The following is a 19,127-nucleotide window of genomic DNA, read 5'->3' on the forward strand; positions in this document are numbered from 1 at the left end:
CTTTTTTTCAATGTGTAGCCTAAAAACAATAAAAAAGCCAATTAATGATAAATTGACTTTCAAATAAATTTCTATTATTTTATTTCATTTGAACTATTATCTTGATTCTTTTTTACATTATCTAATTTTTCTTTTTCTATTCTTTCTTTTTCAAGCTTCTCCATTCGAGCTTTTTCCTTTTTCGCTCGCTCTTTTTCTATTCTAGCTTGTTCCCTCTTCGCTTTTTCTACCGCTTCCTCTTCTTTTCTTCTTGCTTTAATTTTATCGTAGTTTGGGATTAAACGTTCAAGCTCTTGAATTTCTTTTTTTAGTTTGAAAATTCTAATGCCAGCAAAACAGGAGCTAATAATAACCCCTAAAAAAGCTGAACCTAAAATGACTAAAATCAGTGGCCAGCTCGCTACACCGACTACAAAGCTAACGGGAACTTCTTCTACATTTACGATTGCAAACACAGCAATAATAATTACTATTATAAGTCCTAATATTAATCTCCATTGTTCTTTCAACTAGAGCCACTCCTTCTATCAAATAATTTGCTACACTTTCTTCATTATTATAATTTTTATAAGTCGAAAAATGTAGGGAAAAATAGTAAAAAATTAAAAAAGAAAGGTGTACTATATTATCTCTAAAAAGAGAAATAGTACACCTTTAACTTTTACTTTATATTAAACAACAGGTTCGTCTGTACCCCATTGTTTTTTCTCTTTTTTCACAACTTTTGTACCTTTTTTCTTCATTTGACTCACCTTTAATGTGTACCAAAGCTGAGCAGCGATACAGATTGAAGAATACATTCCTGTAATTAAACCAATCAGTAAGGCAATTGAGAAGTTTTGAATTGCTGGAGCACCTAAAATTAATAGTGCAACGACAACAATGATAACTGTTAAAACAGTATTAATAGAACGACCCATTGTTTGACGAAGGGACTTGTTCACAATTTCTGCTAACTCTTCAGCGGAAGAGATTTCGCCTTTTTTATCTATATTTTCACGGATACGGTCGAAGGTAACAATCGTGTCATTTATCGAATAACCGACGATTGTTAAAATTGCCGCGATAAATGTAATATCAACTTCTAGTCGTAAGAAACTGAAAATCGCTACCATAAAGAATACGTCATGTAGTAATGATGCAATAGCACCAACACCCATACGCCATTCAAATCGAATTGCAACATATATAATAATACCTAGTGCTGCAATTGCAAGAGCATAAATTGCGTTTTTCACTAATTCTCTTCCTACAGTATCTGAAACTGTGCTTACACTTGGATCATGACCATAATCAGTTAAGACATTTTCTTTTAACTGTAATATTTCTTCCTGAGTTAAATCATCTTTATAACGAATAACTGCTGTATCATTGTTTTCCCCCGAAATAACAACTTCCTCTGATGGGAACCCAATTTTTTCTATATAAGTTGCTATATCATCTTGTGTTAATGACTCATCTGCAAGAATTTCCACACGTGTACCACTTGAGAAGTCAATGCCTAAATTTAAGCGGAAAATGCCCAAGATAACTGCACCAACAACAAGTATCAATAATGATAATGTATAGAATTTTTTACGGTGGTGGACGAAATTAAATCGATCAAACTTCGTAGATAAATCTAAAGATGTAAGTCCCTCAGATTCATCATGAATTTTCGATTTCGACACACCGAATAAAAATGGTTTATCCAGATAACCACTTTTAACTAGCAATCCTAATAATATCCTTGATAACCATACAGCTGTGACAAAGCTTAGTACAATTGAAATCATAAGCGTTGTAGCAAATCCTTTTACAGAACTTGTACCAAAATAGAATAATACAGCTGCTGCAAGTAACGTAGTCAACTGAGCATCAATGATAGCAGTTAATGATTGTTTGGAACCTAGCTGATATGCTTCCTTCACGCTTTTGCCAACCCTTAACTCTTCCTTAATACGCTCTGCAGTTAAGATATTCGCATCAACAGCCATACCAATACCGAGCACTAGTGCAGCAATACCTGGCAATGTTAAAACTGCTCCAATTCCATTAAATACCCATAAAACAAGGTAAGTAAATACTGTTAACGTAATAACAGATATAAATCCTGGTAGACGATAATAAAGAATCATAAATGCAAAGATGATTAGGACCCCTACAATACTAGCATAAACCGTACTTTTTAATGCTTGGTCACCAAATTGAGCCCCAACGGATGTGGAATAAATTTCTGTAAGCTTAACAGGTAACGCACCTGCATTCAGAACACTTGCAATATCCTTTGTTTCTTGAACAGTAAAGCTTCCACTAATCATAACATTCGTTGTATTTAAAACTTCATCTACCCCAGCAACTGAAACAAATTTTTGTTGTTCTTCAGGTTTTAAAACCTCTTGAACATAAGAATCAACACCCTCTTCAAAATCTAACCAAACGACTAGTAAATTTTGACCTTGTGGCATTGAGGCAACTTTTCTTGTTACATCTGCAAATTTAGATGCATCCTTTAATGTCAGAGTAACGATTGGACGATTTTGATCAAAAGAAGCAGCAGCTCCACCCTCTACTAAATCTGTACCATCCAATAATAAATTGTCATTCACATCACGGAAGGATAAATTCGCAGTACTTGATAATAACTCACGAGCAGAAGATTGGTCATCTAACCCTGCCAATTGTACACGAATACGGTCCTCTCCCTCAATTTGAACACTTGGCTCACTAACACCAAATTGGTCAATACGATTTAACAAAGCTGTCGTTGTATCGGTTACAACATCGGGTGTTATATCTTGTCCTTCTTTTAATGGTTCGACTTGATATAAAACCTCAAAACCACCTTGTAAATCTAAGCCGAGTTTTACATCATCTAAAACTCCTTTAACTGTTGCACCCATTGCTGCAAATAGCACAACAACAATAGCTACAAAAGCTATTACACGGCTTTTTAATTTCATGCCTAATCCTCCTCAGGTGTATGTACACTACTACGATAAACAAAAAAACGCTTGATGCGCTCCTAGTTTTTATACCATAAAACTCTTCCTTATATGCAACAAACCTATTATGAATCACGATTTGCATACTGTCAAATCAACACAAATAAAGATATTTTAAAAGTTAACGTTACTCTTTTTTGGGCTCAATTCTTAATAATTCATTTAATTCATCTTGACGTATTTCTCCAAACCAATCGGTAGTTTGGAATGACTTAATTTGTGTAAAGCTCACAATCTCAGATGCTGATATAGAGAAAATTGTTTCAACAATTTCATGAATTTTTAATTCCTCAATTATTTTTTTACGCCATTTTTTATTTATACAATAGTTCCAAACAGAATCAATAGTTATCCCTTCATAACCTAAATGCTCAAATTCTTCCGCCTTACTTTGTAACGCTGGCATTACTTTTTCATATATATCTTTATATTCGATTATCATATGATTCACTCCAAGCATTTGTTTTAACATCTATAGAACAAGCATACAAATATTGTAGCTGATATTTCTTTAATTGAGAAGGGATTGAATCAATGGCTTCATTCGTTAGAGGTACTATTTTTCTAATGGTTGTCATCTTTTTATCTAAATTGTTAGGCTTTGTATATAGAATGCAATTTATGAGGATTGCTGGAGAAGAAGCTGTAGGGGTTTATATGACCGCATACCCTGCCTTTATTTTTTTCATGTCACTCGTTCAAATTGGACTACCTATAGCCGTTGCAAAAATCATTGCCGAATTATATGCAAAGAAACGTCTTGGTCAACTCAAGGCTGTTATGAAAACAGCAACAAAATGGTCAATCGCGTCAATAATCGTTTTTGTTCCAATATTGTATTTCTTTATCCCATTTTTAGCAGGCACATTATTACATAATGAAGCAACAACGGTAACGCTGTATATCGCTTTAGGTGCAGTACCAATCGTCGTATGTTCCGGTTTAATAAGAGGTTATTTACAAGGCATAACGAAAATTTCTCCTACAGCTTGGTCCCAAATGATTGAACAGCTTGTAAGAATTGCTCTTATTTCAATGGTTTTACCAATGTTTGTTGTTGCAGACAACCCAGAAGTAACAGCTGCCTATGCGATGGCAATCACACTTGTAGGAGAAGTAGTTTCATTTTTATATTTATATTTTCACTATTTATGGTCTAAACGAAAACTAAAATCAACTGAACAAGTAAAGCCATACCCATCGATGCCTTTATTAAGAGTAGCGGTGCCATCAGCAGGTAGTCGACTTTTCGGAACATTTACGTGGTTTTTAGAACCTATTGTTTTTTTAAAAGCATTGACCTTAGCAGGATTTACTGCTGCCGGTGCAACAACATTATATGGGGTAATTTCTGGTGTTCATATTCCACTATTATTATTCCCTTCATTTATTCCAAATGCCCTTGCCATCGTGTTAATACCCGCGGTTAGCAGTGCTGTCGCAAGAAATAATTATTCTTTATTAAATGAGCGCATTGAGCTTTCTTTAAGATTATCTTCAATTATTGGTTGTTATGCAGCTACTTATTTCTTCCTCCATGGAGATGAGTTAGCAGCACAGCTTTTCGGACTTGAAGAAACAAAAGGCTACATGCGTGTATTAGCTCCAATTTTTTATTTTTACTATATTCAAAGCCCTCTACATTCCATTTTACAAGCAGTGGATGAGGCACGCGCTGCCATGATGAATTCCATCTATGGTGGTTTAGGAAAACTATTTGTTATGTTCGTTTTAGCGTCACAGGCCTCTATCGCCGAAAATGGTGCAATTATTGCTATTGGTTTTGGCGTATTGATGACTTCGTTTTTACATATTGCAACGATTCGTCAAAATAAAATGATTGCTGGGGGCTTCCGTTTCTTTATTATTCCTTACTTTATTTTTATTGTAACCTGCATCATTCAAAGCTTCTTATTACCAAGGTTCAGCTTTGATTTTTGGACAAATGGTGCGATCACATTAGGTATTATCACCGTTTTACTCGTACTATTTAACCAATTCAGATTTAGTGATTTCAAATATTTAAAGGCAGTTGTTTCACGTTCAAAATAATGTTAATTGGCCGTATTTTGATTGATTGCCGCTTGCTTTAATTGAACATGTAAATCATAGTTTTCATAGCAACAGTAAAATATATCATCTGGATTATCATAACCTTTCTTTTTTAATGTCTCATATAACCATGATTCATCCTTATCTATCATGGTTATATGTTTTTCAATTATATTTCCATCGATAATTAATGGTAAAACGAGTGGGTCTTCTTCTTTTAAAAAGATAGATAGTTTACCTGAAGGCTCTAAATAGGCATAGGCAATATTTTGAATGGATGGTACCCTTTCTTCACGTAATTGCTGAAATAAGTCATCTAAATTGTATCGCTGTTTCTTCATTTCTGCTTCATTAATTACCCCATCTCGGACGATTAAGGATGGGTCTCCATCTACTAAATCACGAAATTTTTTACTTTTTAACGCAATAATTGAATTCAGAAATTGAATCCCTAACAAAATAAGGATTGGGAAAATTGTTTGTAAAATTGGTTTTTCCATATCATCTAAAGAGAAGGCGACACATTCTGCAATTAAAACGAAGACCACTAAATCCATAATGCTAAGTTCGCCAACTTCTCTTTTCCCCATCATCCGAAAAACAATGAGGACGAATATATATAAAAGTACCGTGCGATAAAATATTTCAAAATAAACTTCCATTTCAAACTCCCCTTCCTCACTCATTGTTTGCACTCTTCATCTTAACTATTCAAATATTGAAAATGAAAAAAGCCTACGAATTTGGGAGCTTGTCCAAATTCGTAGGCTTTTTTACTATTATTGTTCAGTTACTACGCGTCCGATTGCTTGACGTTCAAATTTTAAACGAGTATTCCCATCTACTAGGATATATACTGAAGTATCTTCAATCGCATCAATTTCACCGTGTAATCCACCAATTGTCACAACGCGATCACCGCGCTTTAAACTATTTTGCATTTGCGCAGTTGCTTTTTGTCTTTTTTGAGCCGGGCGAATTAAGAAAAACCACATAGCTACAAACATAATAATAATTGGTAGTATTTGTAATAAACCATCCATTACCGTAAATCCCCCTTTCCTAATCTCACTTAAATAGTATATTATAAATTGACTATAAAAAGCGATTTGAAACTATCATTTTTATGAAATATTTCATATTTTTTTAAAAGTAGATAAAATTTGAAATATTTTACTTTATATAATTTTGCTTAAATTAATTTAGAAATTTTTAGCATCCGGCTTATTAAAACCGTATTTTTCAAAGAATTCTTCACGGAAATCTCCTAGACGATCTTCGCGGATTGCTTGTCGAACTTGCTCCATTAATTTTAATAAGAAATGCAGATTATGATATGTTGTTAAACGAATACCAAATGTTTCTTCTGTTCTAATTAAATGACGAACATAAGCACGAGTATAGTTTTTACATGTATAGCAATCACAGTTTGGATCAATTGGGCTAAAGTCGCGAGCATACTTCGCATTTTTTACAACTAAACGACCTTCTGATGTCATCAATGTGCCATTTCGAGCAATACGTGTTGGTAATACGCAGTCAAACATATCAATTCCACGAATCGCTCCATCAATTAATGAATCTGGAGAACCAACACCCATTAAATAACGTGGTTTATTATCAGGTAATAATGGTGTTGTAAACTCGAGCACACGATTCATAATGTCCTTCGGCTCACCTACAGAAAGTCCACCAACTGCATATCCAGGTAAATCAAGTTCCACTAACGCTTCTGCTGAACGTTTACGTAAATCCTCAAATTCTCCACCTTGCACAATACCAAATAACCCTTGATCTTCTGGTCTGCTATGTGCTTCTTTACAACGTTTTGCCCAACGTGTCGTACGGTCTACGGAATTTAACATATATTCATACGTTGCTGGGTATGGCGGACATTCATCAAAGGCCATCATAATATCCGAACCAAGATCATTTTGAATTTCCATCGCTTTTTCTGGGCTTAAGAATAGCTTGTCCCCATTTAAATGGTTACGGAAATGTACACCTTCTTCTTCAATTTTACGGAATTCGCTTAGTGAAAATACTTGGAAGCCGCCCGAATCGGTTAAAATTGGACGATCCCAGTTCATAAATTTATGAAGACCACCAGCTTCTTTTACAATGTCATTACCAGGACGTAGCCATAAATGATAGGTGTTCGATAGGATAATGCCCGCATTCATCTCTTTTAATTCCTCTGGAGACATCGTTTTGACCGTTGCTTGAGTTCCTACTGGCATAAATGCTGGTGTTTCAAAGGAGCCATGTGGTGTATGGACTATTCCAAGTCTCGCTCCTGTTTGTTTACAAGTTTTAATTAATTCATAGGTTACTGCAGGTTTTGTCATTTTTTATTCCCTTTCTTGTGAAGTAAAAACAGTACTTTAATCAGTCTTTAGGTATTCCAGAATTATTATTCTCTAGTTTCCCCGATTTCAACTTAAAGCCTATACTTATATTAGTCACGGCTCGGTCGAATAAACATCGCATCTCCAAAGCTAAAGAAGCGATACTTTTCTTCAACAGCTTTTCTATATGCATTTAAAATGATCTCTCTAGACGTTAGAGCGCTTACTAACATAACTAAAGTTGATTTAGGTAAATGAAAGTTCGTAATTAATCCATCAATTGCCTTATATTCAAAGCCAGGATAGATGAAAATATTTGTCCACCCTTGTTCAGCACGAATTTCTCCATTGTATTTTTGCGCAATGGTCTCGAGTGTTCGAGTGGATGTTGTGCCAACTGCGATTACTTTTCCACCATGTTTCTTTGTACGATTAATCACCTCTGCTGCTTCTTCTGTTACACTATAAAATTCAGAATGCATATCATGATTTTCGATGGAATCTACACTAACCGGGCGGAAGGTTCCAAGACCAACATGTAGTGTAATAAAAACAACTTCCACACCTTTTTCTTTAATCAGCTCTAAAATTTCATTCGTAAAATGTAATCCAGCTGTTGGTGCAGCAGCCGAGCCAATTTCTTTAGAATAAACCGTTTGATATCTTTCACGATCCTCTAATTTTTCATGAATATAAGGTGGTAATGGCATATCGCCGAGTTGATCTAAAATCTCGTAAAAAATACCATCATAACTAAATTTAAAGAGACGTCCACCATGATCTAGTTCACCAGTGCAAGTAGCTTTTAATAAACCGTCACCGAATGTAATCTCTGTACCTATCTTCACACGTTTTGCAGGTTTAACTAAAGTTTCCCATTCGTCTGCATTCCCCTGTTTTAATAATAATATCTCAATGTGAGCTCCTGTTTCTTCTTTTACTCCGAAAAGTCTTGCAGGCATTACACGTGTATCATTTAAAACGAGGCAATCCCCCTTTTGGAGTTCCTCAACAATACGAGGGAAATGATGATGTTCAACTTCCCCAGTTTTGCGATCTACTATCATTAATCGACTAGCAGTACGATCTTCTAATGGTGTTTGAGCGATTAACTCTTCAGGTAAATCAAAATCAAAATCTTCTACTTTCATTATTGAAACTTCCTTTTTTTATGTTTGTTGTGAGTAACCAAAATGTTCATATGCGAGTTGTGTTGCAACACGCCCACGTGGAGTACGTTGAATGAAACCAATTTGCATTAAATAAGGTTCGTATACATCCTCAATTGTTACCCTTTCTTCACCAATTGATGCAGCAAGTGTATCAAGGCCAACTGGTCCGCCTTGGAAGCCTTCTATCATACTTTTCAAAAGCTTATGATCAATATGATCTAGTCCAAGTGGATCAACTTGTAGAAGTTGTAGGGCTTGATTGGCGATTGGAAGAGATATAATGCCATCTCCAATTACTTGAGCATAGTCCCTTACTCGTTTTAATAAACGATTAGCAATACGCGGTGTCCCCCTTGAACGTCTAGCAATTTCTTTAGCAGCAGATGATTCGATATCTACTTCGAAAAGATTAGCACTCCTTATCACGATTTCAATAAGAGACTGCTCATCATAATAATCTAGACGTAACATAACTCCAAAACGGTCACGGAAAGGAGCTGACAAGGCACCAGCTCTCGTAGTCGCACCAACCAATGTGAATGGTGGCAAATCATACCGAATAGTACGGGCTTCATTTCCTTTTCCGATGACAATGTCTAAGCAAAAGTCCTCCATAGCCGGATAAAGTACCTCTTCAATTGATCTTGAAAGACGATGAATCTCATCAATAAATAGCACATCCCCTGGCTCTAACGAACTAACGATGGCAGCTAAATCACCAGGTCGTTCAATCGCTGGTCCACTTGTCATACGAATATTAACATTCATTTCGTTGGCGATAATACTTGCTAATGTGGTTTTCCCAAGACCAGGAGGACCGTATAGCAACACATGATCTAAGCTTTCTTGGCGTAGTTTAGCAGCTTCTATAAATATCTTTAAACTATCCTTAACCTTTTGCTGGCCGATATATTGATTTAGCTTTTGAGGTCTTAGGGAAAGTTCAAATTGCTCATCATAGTTGCTTACTTCGCTGGAAATGATTCGATCAGACATCTGTTTCCCCCCTTACTTCGATGTTAATAATAATTGTAAAGCTTCCTTCATATATCCTTCAGTTGTTGATAAATTTTCATTTTTCTCTAAGTTTGGTTTTATTTTCAATAGTTCTTTATCTGAATACCCAAGAGCACTTAATGCCAAAAAGGCTTCGTCTAAAAGATGTTGGTTTGGATTTACACCAAACAACGGGAGTTCATCTTCTTTACTTGGTATAACAACTTCATGTTGAATAGATAAGTTTCCGAGTTTTCCTTTTAAATCAAGTATCATTTGTCGAGCTGTTTTCTTCCCTACACCAGGAAATTTAACTAGTAATGATTCATCCTCTGATTCTATTGCTGAAATTACGTGTGCAGGATTACCACCTGCTAAGATTGCTAACGCACCCTTTGGACCGATACCTGATACTTGAATAAGCTTTCTAAATAATTCTCTTTGATCTAATGATTTAAATCCAAACAACAGGTGTGCATCTTCACGAACATGCATATGTATATACACTTGCTGTAACTCATCTTTTACTTGGAATACAAATGGATTTGGAGTATAAATACACCATCCAATATGTTGTTGCTCTATTACGATATATTCATGTGTTACTCGCTTTACTTGTCCAATAATATAATCATACATTACAATCCCTCACATTCACTGCTTCCCATTATAGCATATTCCGGCTATTGATTAGCGAATCTACCGCAGTACATACGAAAGAAAGACCGCCTTTTAATAGACGGTCAATTTCAACTATTTTGATTCAATTATTCTATCATAAATGAATGGTTTCGACTAACATGTAATGGTTAAATTTATACTTTTTCAGTTTTTGCAATTAACTCGGGCCAATGCATTAAAGCTTTTTCTGTAAATGGCATTAAATAGTCTAAAAAGGCTTCCTTTTCGATATCTCCAAGCTGTAAGGTATAGAGCCATTCTCTTAATAGCTCATTGGGATATTGTAGATAGAACATTTTATGGCTACTTTTTTCAACCAAATATTGATTTTCATCTAATAATAATTGGAGATCGTAATCGACTGTCGGTAATGCTCGATGCAACCAAAGTATACATTCGTCAGACGGATCTCCAAGGACAGCTAAATCAAAATCGATCAATTTCATACCCTCGAGCGTTACTAAGAAATTATGATGCACCACATCACCATGTAATAAAGTAAGCTGTGGGGATTTGTTATCAAGGTTTTTTTTCATTTTCCTTAATACACGATTTGCATATAGCGTAATATCATAATATCCATGCTGTAAATAAGGAACTAGCTCTTTTTCATATGATAAAAAACGTTCCAGTCGAACTGTCCATTTATGAAGTAAATTTTGTCTTGGTACAATACTTTTACTTTTCCAGTCAATTACATTACTTGTTTGATGCAATGCCTTTAATATTTTCACCGCATGTTTACGATCGGATTCTTTAGAGAAATCGGCACTGTAGCTTCTTGGTTGCCATTTCTGTACTAATAAATTAGGCTCTTTGGTTTTTTTTAGTGGAATAACATATGGAAACTCAATTTGCTCTAGTCTCTCATGTATAAATTTTACTTTATCAACAACAAAATCATTATCATACTTTTTTATAAATAGTGTTTCATTTGGTGTTTCTTCTTTCCATATATTGTTTTTTATTTGCATTTTAATAATTCCAAGGTTTTTGGTGCGGTAAATTTTGATTCATAAATGGTTGGTTTTGGTACATTGGATACGTCATTTGTTGCTGCATCATGTGGTGAGGCATCATATGATCAGGCATTACATTATGAGGCATATACGGCATTTGTTGCATTGGATACCCCATCACATGCTCATTTGGGCTACCGTGATAAAAGTCTGGAACAGCTCCTTCTTGCATTTGTGAATAATCGTCGTAATTATACTTGGCATCAAACCCTAATTCATGACCTAAATTCATATCTTCTGATGAAGATGATGAATCTTCTAACCAATCAGGCAAAGTCGAATCTTTGTTATTATCCACCATCACAGGAGCAATGTCATAATTGGGTTCAAAATACTGAGGTTGCATAAAATTAGAGTCAAAATGTTGAGAACCACCACAGCCACAAGGCATCTCCATCATTGGCATTTGTTCCATGTGCATTGGAGCATATTGCATATGCATAGGCATCTGCTGATTTCCTCCACAGCCACAAGGTTTAACATGATGATGGGACGAACATGGACATGGGTGATGAACTGGCATCATTTGCTCTGGAATATATGGAATGTACACATAATATGGCTGTGGCACTGGAACATACTCTGTTCTTGTTACTTCTTTTTCCTCAACCTCAGGCTTCGGCATTTGTATCATAATTGGTTGTGGAATTGGCATCGGCATTGGAATATGCTGTGGTTGCTGTTGCGGCATAATCATTGGCATTGGAACAGGTTGTGGCTGCGGTGTTGGTAAAGTTTGCGAAACTGGTTGTGTAAAATGTAATTGTGGAGCAAAATCTAAATGAAAATCAGGCATTACTTCTGGTTGTGGCATTGGTGGTGCTGGTGGTACTGGTTGTATTGGTTGTGGCATAATGTACTCTGGTAATGGTCGTGGTTGAGTTAGCTTCTCTTTTGAAGGGGGAGCCTCCTGTACAGGTGCTTCCTCTACCACTGGCGCCGGTTCTTGTGCTGGTGCTGGCTGAGCTTCTGAAATAGGGATAATTGGTTCAGTTAGTTTTTCTTTATAACTTGTAGTTCTTGTAGTTGCTGTTTTCCCTTTATTTGATCCAGTTGAAACATTATCAGGTAGAAAGATTTCCATACCTGGCATTACATAGTCTGGGTTAGCTAAATGGCTATTAAGACTCTTTAATTCTTCAAAATTAACACCATACTGTTTTGCAATTTTCCAAAGTGTATCTCCCTTTTGAACAACATGAGTTCGCACAATACATCCTCCTTTTCTCGTTTTATAATATGTGAAGCAATAAAAAAGGACACAAAAAATATCGGATGATTTCCTTCCTCGTGATAAACTATGAATGTGGTATCAATTTATATACATAAAAAGTCGAAAAAAGGAGCTTTTTAAAATTGAAAAAAATGTTAGGCGAAGAACGACGCAAGGAACTTCTTACATTATTAAAAAACTCAAAACAACCGATTACTGGAACTGATTTAGCAAAACAAGCAAATGTTTCTCGTCAAGTGATTGTTAATGATATGAATTTGTTAAAAGCTCGTAATGAGCCAATTATTGCAACAAGTCAGGGATATTTATATTTAACAACCGATGAACCGAGCAATACTTATGAACGTAAAATTGTTTGTTTACATACGACTGAACAAGCAGAAGATGAAATGTCGACTATTGTTGATTGTGGAGTAACTTTAAAAAATGTAATTGTTGAGCATCCGTTGTATGGAGAAATTACCGCTTCTATGATGATTTCAAATCGTTTAGAGGTACAAAACTTCATTCAACGTGTGAAGGATACAAAAGCAAGCTTACTCTCAATACTTACTAATGGAACTCATTTGCATGTTATTTCAGCTCCAAGTATCGAACAACTAGATTCAGCGGTGCAACGTTTAAGGGAAAAGGGATATTTAGTAGAAGAGTAAAAAAAGGATGAGCCAGCTGATGATAAAAATCAGTCATGGCACATCCTTTTAATTTTTAGTTGGAATTTTTTTATTAAAATGAATTGAGTGAAGGGATCATTTTTAAATACTTTTTTTAATAAATTTACCCTTCCGGTGTCAAATGTGTGTAATAAGTACCTAATGATTTAACAGTAACACCAATTGAATTTAGCTCTTCAAAGGCACCTTTCATCATTACATCATTCTCATCCGCAAGCACATCCGCAATAAAGAAATAATGACCTAATCCCGTTTTTAATGGTCGAGATTCAATTTTACTCAAGTTTAGCTTTCTCCATGCAAGAACTGATAAAACCTGGTGTAAAGTTCCTGATTCATCTGACGGAAGTGTAAACATGATTGTTGTCTTCGGATTCACTTCAGCTTTTTCCACTGGCAATCTAGTATTGTGACGAGAGAGTACAAAAAAGCGCGTATGATTAAAGTGAAAATCATGAATGTTTTTTTCTACTATTTCTAAGCCATACTTTTCTGCTGATGATGCGTTCCCTATCGCTGCAATACAACGTTCAGGGCTCTCTGCAACAAGTTTAGCTGCAGCTGAAGTAGATGATATTTGCCTTAATGGTATACCACTAAATCGATAAAACAAATATTTGTGACATTGAGCAAGTGCATGCGGGTGGGAATAAATCTCCTCAACATGCTGCCAATTATGAACTTGGGATTTGTTCACCATTAAATGCTGTTGTATTTTTTCTAATATTTCTGCTACAACATATAAATTAACTTCATGAAATAAATAATCAATCGTTAATGGAACGATACCTTCTAATGCATTTTCAAGTGGCACCACAGCATATTCTACTTTACCTTCTACAACCGCATCAATACATTCAGGAATGGTTGTCATTGGCATTAACTGATTATCGGGAAAAAGCCCCTTTGTCGCTATATATGTAAAAGATGCCTCTGGTCCTAGATAGGCGATTTTTTTTTCTTGCTCAACTATCACATTCATTTCCCCCTAGTGAATATTAAAAATTTATTATCTATTTTTTATAATGCCCCCGAACTAATAACTTCTGCTGCTTCTACGAATTCAAGCTTATTGATTTGCTCAATTAATTCATTTAGATCAATTGACATGCTTGTCACATCAAGTGATAATGTTACATTTGCTCGTCCTTGTATTGGAATCGTTTGATGTATTGTTAAAACATTACAATGAGCTATTGTTATAATTTCTAAAAGCTTTGCTAGTGTCCCTTTTTGATCCTGCAACTGGATGATAATCGTTAAAATTCGTTCTTGCACAATTGAGTGGAATGGAAATACTGCATCACGATATTTATAAAAAGCACTTCTTGATAAATCAACTTTTTTTACAGCATCCCAAATTGAAGAAACTGCACCACTTTCTAAAAGTTGTTTTGCTTCTAGAGTTTTTTGCATCGCATCCGTCAATACATCTTCTCTGACCAAATAATACTTTTGATTTGCAACGTTTTTCATACGCTACCCCCTCATAATTCATTCGCAAAAAGCGAATTGGAGGCCAATGAATAATTGATTCTTCAATCATGTATATCACGGCCCCCAGACATTAACTACACTTTATTTAAGCTCATAAAGTCGTTAATCGACAAAATCAAATTCAAATTCTAACAATCTCACCGTATCCCCGTCTTTTGCACCTTTTTCGCGCAATGCTTCATCCACTCCCATTGCACGAAGTTGTCTAGCAAAACGTCGAATACCGTCTTCTCTACTGAAGTCTGTCATTTTAAACAAACGTTCAATGGAGTATCCACTAAGTACAAAGGCTCCATCATCATCACGAGTAATTTCGAACTCTTCACCTTTTTTCTCATGTTTATAAAGTACTGTTGCGTTACTTGTTTCTTCTTCAATTTCATGTAGTGTAAATTCTGGCGTTACTTCTAATAGATCTGCGATTTCATATAATACAGGCTTTAATCCCTGACGAGAAAGTGCCGATACTGGGAAAACTTTAACAGAGTCTCCAACCTTCTTTAAAAACTCTTCTAAGTTTTCTTCTGCATTTGGCATATCCATTTTATTTGCAACTACAATTTGAGGACGCTCTGTTAAACGTAAATTATATTGTTTTAGTTCCTCATTTATTGTAACGTAATCCTCGTATGGATCTCGTCCTTCTACACCGCTCATATCAACTACGTGAACTATTACACGTGTACGTTCAATATGTCTAAGGAATTGCATACCTAGTCCAACACCTTGATGGGCACCTTCAATTAATCCTGGTAAATCTGCCATAGCAAAGCTTCGACCATCGTCTGTTTCCACCATTCCTAAATTTGGTACGATAGTTGTAAAATGATAAGCACCTATTTTCGGCTTTGCAGCGGATACAACAGATAAAATTGTTGATTTTCCAACACTTGGGAACCCTACAAGACCAACATCTGCTAAAACTTTTAATTCCAATATAACATTTAATTCTTGGCCTGGCTCACCTTTTTCAGCAAGTTCAGGTGCTGGATTTGCTGGTGTGGCAAATCTTGAATTACCACGACCTCCACGACCACCGCGAGCGATGACAGCAGTTTGTCCATGCTCAACTAAATCAGCAATAACAGCTTTTGTCTCTTCATTTATAACAACAGTTCCAGGTGGCACTTTAATGATTAGATCCTCTGACTTTTTCCCATGCATTCCTTTACTCATTCCGTGTTCACCACGTTCAGCTTTAAAATGACGTTTATATCTAAAATCCATTAATGTACGCAAGCCTTCTTCAACTTGGAAAACAACATTCCCACCATGTCCTCCATCGCCACCAGCAGGACCTCCATTTGGAACAAATTTCTCACGGCGAAAAGCGACCATACCATCTCCGCCGTCTCCACCTTTTACATAAATTTTCACGTGATCAACAAACATTGATTTCACTCCTATTCTCTAGGTCAATTCATATTTCCAAGATTCATTTGTCTCTTCATATGTTTGAACTTTCAATTTCGTTAATTTTTCATGTTTAAATACATCGGCATTCCATTTCCCTTTAAGGTGGAATATTAGTTTAAACAACTCTTTATTGGATTCAATTTGAATGAAAAGATGTTGTTCTGTATAAGCATCTAAACTATCATAAACATGAATAATTGTCTTTTCTAAGTATTCTACAATTTCCTCGTCATTTTGCGTTTCATTAGCATCCACTATATTACAGCTTAAATGAATATTTATTGAAGGGAATCGCCACCGCGCAGTATGTAGCCATTCAGCTGTTTTTGGTAAATTCAACTTGTTTAAATCTGAAAATGTTCGATAACTTTCAGATATTTCTTTTATAATCCCTTTTGATTCTTCAGTACGACCTAATTCTAAATTCATATTTAATACTTGAAGATGATTCATAAAATCATGATTTGCATATCGCAAAACTTGAATGATTGACAGTGGTTGTTGTTTCATATTTATTCACTCCAAATATAAATGACGTAAAATCAACTGATAATGAGAGTTATGTATTTCTTAGTATAACAAGTTTTTCTATATATTTCTTGTTCGCAATAATAATAATGAGTAAATACTTATGAAAATTTCAATTATTCATCATAAAAAAAGGACTGCATAAAGCAGTCCCTTAGGTAATCTTGCTTGACTTCTTTGACAATATAAAAGGACTGCCTAAGCAGTCCTTTCGATTATGCTTCTTGAGCTACTGGATATACACTAACTTTTTTCTTGTCACGGCCCATACGTTCGAATTTCACAACGCCGTCAACTTTAGCGAAAAGAGTGTCATCCCCACCACGGCCAACATTTGTACCTGGATAAATTTTTGTACCGCGTTGACGGTAAAGAATTGAACCACCAGTTACGAATTGACCATCAGCACGTTTAGCACCAAGGCGCTTAGATTCAGAGTCACGTCCGTTCTTTGTAGAACCTACTCCTTTTTTCGAAGCGAAAAACTGAAGGTCTAAAGATAGGAATAATTTCATTTGGTTCCACCTCCTACACCATTTTATATTTTAATTCAATGTAGTCACCATAACTAGCAACCATAGTATAAACCTGCGTTACCATAGTGTTCATGACGACTTGTAATTTTGAGTCTGTATCAGCATCTAAATCGGTAGGAAGTTGGACAGATAAATATCCGCCTTGTTCTCCTTGCTCGATTTCAGGTTCAATTTGACAAATTTGTACAATGGCATTAACTGTACCAAAAGCTATAGCCGATGCACCTGCACAAACTAAATCACGACCATAAACATCGGATAATGCATGGCCAGATATTTCAAACCCGTAAGATTTACGATTTTCATCGCTTTGTATAGTTACCGTAATCATCTTTTCACCTCTGACTTAAGCGTTGATAGATTCAACAACTAATTTAGTGTAAGGTTGACGATGACCTTGTTTACGACGGTAGTTTTTCTTCGCTTTGTATTTGAATACAGTGATTTTTTTAGCGCGACCTTCTTTAACAACTTTCGCTGTTACAGTAGCACCTTCAACTGTTGGAGCTCCAACTTTTACTGTTTCGCCACCTACGAATAAAACTTTATCAAAAGTTACTACTTCATCAGCTTCGACACCTAGTTTTTCAACATAGATTTCTTGTCCAGCTTCTACTTTGATTTGTTTACCACCAGTTTCGATAATTGCGTACATTTTACTGCACCTCCTCTTAGACTCAGACTCGCCTGATATGAAAGGTGATCCAACAGATTCTTATAAACCTTTCCAGAGCGGTTGTAGCACGGGTGCTACAAACAATAACATTAAAATACTAACACAGCGTTCTTTTTAAGTCAATCTTTTCATTACGTGTATTTCAAAAGCTAATCGATATTTACGGTAACGCCATTCACTTATAATCTTCATCAATAGGAACAAGCTTAAAATAAAAATAAAAAGAGATCGAGGTAAAAGGATAAATGTAATAAGAACTGATAAAATAATAAGAATTAAGGATATGGCCAGGAAAAACTCATAATTTCTAGCATTACCATTAAAAATCAAAATTAAAGAAAAAACAATCCTACCGCCATCTAATGGCCAAATAGGAATTAAATTAATCAATAATAATATCATTTGTATTTTTAAAAAGGGTTCTGCAAATAAAGGATCTAACAATGGTGTAACCATTATACACCCTAATGTTGCAATAGGACCTCCAAGTGCTATAACCAGTTGTTTTGTAGGATTAAGGGCAAAACCACTCCGCAACTCAATTTCTCCACCATATGGCATTATAACACAACGCTCCACCTTTACCTTGACTAACCAAGCAGCTATTAAATGACCTACTTCATGGACAATTAGAGATGTTAAAATCATTGCGTAATACGCTACATCACCATATAAAACCATACCAAATAGTAATGGTAGGAATAATGGATGGATTACCATTCGAGTCACGATTGAACATACTCTCTCATCCATTTAATCGTTTCTTCTAAATTCAATGATTTCCCATTTGTCTCTATTTGTATATAAAGATCACCGGCCTCATCTTTATTTGCAATTGTTTGTCCTTTAGCTACTGAAGTATATGGTAACACCGTAAACGAATCCAAAAAGCCATAAGTAACCGTTGTATTATTTTCATAATAAACAGATATTGTTCTTCCAATATTCGTATTATGTCCGGTATATACAACTAAGCCATTCTCAATCGCTAATATTGGAAGTGGCTTCTCAAATGTTAATAAGTATCCATCATCATATGGTTTTACTGCAATAAAGGATAAGAGCTGATTGTCAATTGCTTCTTGAGAAACAGCTATTGTTGGATCTTCTTCGGTTCCAAAAGCTTCTCTTAAAACATTGCGCATAAAATTTAAATCCTCAGAGCTATATACAATCTTTCTAATATCCGTATTTATTTGTCCATTTTGTTGTAAATGATTCGTTGCAAGAACCGCAACACATAAAAGCCCTGCACCAATCCATTTCCATTTTTTAGACACATGATCATCCATTCTAATTTTTCATAGTATATGA

The 19,127-nt window shown here is 35.4% G+C and carries 22 protein-coding genes and 1 other annotated feature; of the genes, 2 read left to right on the plus strand and 20 right to left on the minus strand.

Annotated features, from left to right (window positions below; genetic code table 11):
• Nucleotides 1-74: 74 nt before the first annotated feature.
• From CD30_RS11015 to CD30_RS11025, 3 genes are all read right to left on the minus strand, one after another.
• Nucleotides 75-509 carry a LapA family protein gene (locus CD30_RS11015; protein WP_052126160.1) on the minus strand — a complete coding sequence of 145 codons (435 nt, stop codon included), beginning with the start codon at nt 507-509 and terminating at the stop codon, nt 75-77.
• Between the two features lie 162 nt (nt 510-671).
• Complete coding sequence (gene secDF / locus CD30_RS11020) at nt 672-2,942, minus strand: protein translocase subunit SecDF (RefSeq protein WP_036176758.1); 2,271 nt, start codon at nt 2,940-2,942, stop codon at nt 672-674.
• A gap of 169 nt (nt 2,943-3,111) precedes the next feature.
• The gene (locus CD30_RS11025; protein ID WP_036176761.1) at nt 3,112-3,426 is read right to left on the minus strand and encodes a post-transcriptional regulator; all 315 of its coding nucleotides are present in this window, start codon (nt 3,424-3,426) and stop codon (nt 3,112-3,114) included.
• 92 nt (nt 3,427-3,518) lie between these two features.
• Here CD30_RS11025 and CD30_RS11030 point away from each other — a divergent pair, with 92 nt between their 5' ends.
• Nucleotides 3,519-5,036, plus strand: coding sequence for a putative polysaccharide biosynthesis protein (locus CD30_RS11030; RefSeq protein ID WP_036176764.1), 1,518 nt, complete (start codon nt 3,519-3,521; stop codon nt 5,034-5,036).
• A 2-nt stretch (nt 5,037-5,038) separates the two neighbouring features.
• Here CD30_RS11030 and CD30_RS11035 read toward each other — a convergent pair whose 3' ends face one another.
• The 8 genes from CD30_RS11035 to safA form a co-directional block, all read right to left on the minus strand.
• Nucleotides 5,039-5,698, minus strand: a complete 660-nt coding sequence (locus CD30_RS11035) for a DUF421 domain-containing protein (protein WP_036176932.1) — start codon at nt 5,696-5,698, stop codon at nt 5,039-5,041.
• Nucleotides 5,699-5,815: 117 nt separating this feature from the next.
• On the minus strand, nt 5,816-6,079 hold the full coding sequence (gene yajC / locus CD30_RS11040) for a preprotein translocase subunit YajC (RefSeq protein WP_036176768.1): 264 nt from the start codon (nt 6,077-6,079) through the stop codon (nt 5,816-5,818).
• Between the two features lie 159 nt (nt 6,080-6,238).
• On the minus strand, nt 6,239-7,384 hold the full coding sequence (gene tgt, locus CD30_RS11045) for a tRNA guanosine(34) transglycosylase Tgt (protein WP_036176771.1): 1,146 nt from the start codon (nt 7,382-7,384) through the stop codon (nt 6,239-6,241).
• Between the two features lie 110 nt (nt 7,385-7,494).
• The gene (queA, locus tag CD30_RS20415) at nt 7,495-8,535 is read right to left on the minus strand and encodes a tRNA preQ1(34) S-adenosylmethionine ribosyltransferase-isomerase QueA (protein ID WP_036176775.1); all 1,041 of its coding nucleotides are present in this window, start codon (nt 8,533-8,535) and stop codon (nt 7,495-7,497) included.
• A gap of 18 nt (nt 8,536-8,553) precedes the next feature.
• Nucleotides 8,554-9,552, minus strand: a complete 999-nt coding sequence (ruvB, locus tag CD30_RS20420; protein WP_036176778.1) for a Holliday junction branch migration DNA helicase RuvB — start codon at nt 9,550-9,552, stop codon at nt 8,554-8,556.
• Between the two features lie 12 nt (nt 9,553-9,564).
• Entirely contained in the window at nt 9,565-10,191 is a 627-nt protein-coding gene (ruvA, locus tag CD30_RS11060; RefSeq protein ID WP_036176781.1) for a Holliday junction branch migration protein RuvA, read from the minus strand.
• Between the two features lie 176 nt (nt 10,192-10,367).
• Nucleotides 10,368-11,207: a phosphotransferase gene (locus CD30_RS11065; protein ID WP_052126161.1), complete on the minus strand. Its 840-nt coding sequence runs from the start codon at nt 11,205-11,207 to the stop codon at nt 10,368-10,370.
• Between the two features lies 1 nt (nt 11,208).
• Nucleotides 11,209-12,462 (minus strand): SafA/ExsA family spore coat assembly protein, encoded by a 1,254-nt coding sequence (gene safA, locus CD30_RS19510; RefSeq protein ID WP_052126162.1) that lies wholly within the window; start codon nt 12,460-12,462, stop codon nt 11,209-11,211.
• 155 nt (nt 12,463-12,617) lie between these two features.
• On the opposite strand from safA, the gene CD30_RS11075 reads away from it, so the two are divergent.
• A complete protein-coding gene (locus tag CD30_RS11075; RefSeq protein ID WP_036176936.1) occupies nt 12,618-13,139 on the plus strand; it encodes a transcription repressor NadR in 522 nt (173 codons plus the stop codon).
• Between the two features lie 124 nt (nt 13,140-13,263).
• Here the strand turns inward: CD30_RS11075 and pheA are convergent, their stop codons facing one another.
• The 9 genes from pheA to CD30_RS11120 all read right to left on the minus strand — a co-directional run bounded on the left by pheA (nt 13,264) and on the right by CD30_RS11120 (nt 19,093).
• Entirely contained in the window at nt 13,264-14,136 is an 873-nt protein-coding gene (gene pheA / locus CD30_RS11080; RefSeq protein WP_408056766.1) for a prephenate dehydratase, read from the minus strand.
• Between the two features lie 44 nt (nt 14,137-14,180).
• Nucleotides 14,181-14,636 (minus strand): ACT domain-containing protein, encoded by a 456-nt coding sequence (locus tag CD30_RS11085; RefSeq protein WP_036176785.1) that lies wholly within the window; start codon nt 14,634-14,636, stop codon nt 14,181-14,183.
• A gap of 123 nt (nt 14,637-14,759) precedes the next feature.
• A complete protein-coding gene (gene obgE, locus CD30_RS11090; RefSeq protein ID WP_036176788.1) occupies nt 14,760-16,049 on the minus strand; it encodes a GTPase ObgE in 1,290 nt (429 codons plus the stop codon).
• Between the two features lie 18 nt (nt 16,050-16,067).
• Nucleotides 16,068-16,583: a Spo0B domain-containing protein gene (locus CD30_RS11095; RefSeq protein ID WP_036176791.1), complete on the minus strand. Its 516-nt coding sequence runs from the start codon at nt 16,581-16,583 to the stop codon at nt 16,068-16,070.
• Between the two features lie 233 nt (nt 16,584-16,816).
• Nucleotides 16,817-17,116 carry a 50S ribosomal protein L27 gene (gene rpmA, locus CD30_RS11100; RefSeq protein ID WP_036176796.1) on the minus strand — a complete coding sequence of 100 codons (300 nt, stop codon included), beginning with the start codon at nt 17,114-17,116 and terminating at the stop codon, nt 16,817-16,819.
• Between the two features lie 13 nt (nt 17,117-17,129).
• Nucleotides 17,130-17,468: a ribosomal-processing cysteine protease Prp gene (locus tag CD30_RS11105; protein ID WP_036176799.1), complete on the minus strand. Its 339-nt coding sequence runs from the start codon at nt 17,466-17,468 to the stop codon at nt 17,130-17,132.
• Nucleotides 17,469-17,483: 15 nt separating this feature from the next.
• Nucleotides 17,484-17,792, minus strand: a complete 309-nt coding sequence (rplU, locus tag CD30_RS11110) for a 50S ribosomal protein L21 (RefSeq protein WP_036176802.1) — start codon at nt 17,790-17,792, stop codon at nt 17,484-17,486.
• A gap of 14 nt (nt 17,793-17,806) precedes the next feature.
• Nucleotides 17,807-17,885: a sequence feature (ribosomal protein L21 leader region), on the minus strand.
• A 42-nt stretch (nt 17,886-17,927) separates the two neighbouring features.
• A complete protein-coding gene (locus CD30_RS20550) occupies nt 17,928-18,566 on the minus strand; it encodes a site-2 protease family protein (protein ID WP_036176804.1) in 639 nt (212 codons plus the stop codon).
• Entirely contained in the window at nt 18,539-19,093 is a 555-nt protein-coding gene (locus CD30_RS11120) for a M23 family metallopeptidase (protein ID WP_170215830.1), read from the minus strand. Before CD30_RS11120 ends, CD30_RS20550 begins: the two co-directional genes overlap by 28 nt.
• Nucleotides 19,094-19,127: the final 34 nt, after the last annotated feature.

The sequence above is a fragment of the Ureibacillus massiliensis 4400831 = CIP 108448 = CCUG 49529 genome (genome assembly GCF_000772965.1).
Lineage (GTDB): Bacteria > Bacillota > Bacilli > Bacillales_A > Planococcaceae > Ureibacillus > Ureibacillus massiliensis.